Annotated in this window: 2 tRNA genes and 2 rRNA genes; all 4 read left to right on the plus strand. The window is 49.7% G+C overall.

Going from position 1 to position 886, the window contains the following annotated elements:
• A 16S ribosomal RNA gene (locus ACTNBU_RS12630) occupies positions 1-81 on the plus strand; the annotation flags it as partial.
• A gap of 122 nt (positions 82-203) precedes the next feature.
• A tRNA-Ala gene (locus tag ACTNBU_RS12635) sits at positions 204-279 on the plus strand.
• Positions 280-283: 4 nt separating this feature from the next.
• Positions 284-360: transfer RNA gene (locus tag ACTNBU_RS12640), tRNA-Ile, on the plus strand.
• A gap of 365 nt (positions 361-725) precedes the next feature.
• Positions 726-886, plus strand: a 23S ribosomal RNA gene (locus tag ACTNBU_RS12645); the annotation flags it as partial.

Below are 886 nucleotides of genomic sequence, written 5' to 3' on the forward strand. Positions count from 1 at the left end.
CGGCCGAAGGTGGGTTCGATAATTGGGGTGAAGTCGTAACAAGGTAGCCGTTCGAGAACGAGCGGCTGGATCACCTCCTTTCTAAGGAGACCTCAATCACTGAAAGATGTGGTTGTAACATCCTGGTCAGCCGTCGGAGCTGAAGTAGTTACGTTGTTTAATTTAGAGGGCACACGCCTTCGGTGAAAAAACGAGATAGCAACGGGGATATAGCTCAGCTGGGAGAGCGCCTGCCTTGCAAGCAGGAGGTCGCCGGTTCGATCCCGACTATCTCCACCAAAACGGGCCCGTAGCTCAGCTGGCTAGAGCGTGCGACTGATAATCGCAAGGTCGGTGGTTCGAGCCCACTCGGGCCCACCAAACAGTGATTTGCTGTTGGATCTCAGAGCCTTAGCGATAAGACTTTGAGATCTGGCTTCAAACGAGGCTGGAGTCTGCACCTTGAAAACTGAACAATGTATGACAAGCAAGTAAGGCAACAGAGAGGTTGTCACGCTGAGAGGCGTGACAAGCGTAAATTTAATTGTGGAACATCGTATAGATGGGTAACGATTACAATTTCCGAAAAATCTTTGTGAAGCCTGCATAATTCAAGAGAACCAAATTTCTCTGACGTTGAAGAAGAAATTTGCTTCCCGCATCTCCCGTCCCAAAAATCGCCAAAAACTTGTTTTTGGCGAAGGAGGAGAAGGAAGGAGCGGAATGGAGCGAGTTTCTTCGACGATGGTCAAGCTATAAAGAGCGCAAGGGGAATGCCTTGGCATCAGGAGCCGACGAAGGACGTGACAAGCTGCGATAAGCTTCGGGGAGGAGCAAATATCCATTGATCCGGAGATTTCCGAATGGGGCAACCCACATGGACAATATCCATGTAACGTGCATTGAA

Source organism: Dysosmobacter sp. HCP28S3_G4 (assembly GCF_052065175.1).
Classification (GTDB): Bacteria; Bacillota; Clostridia; order Oscillospirales; family Oscillospiraceae; genus Oscillibacter.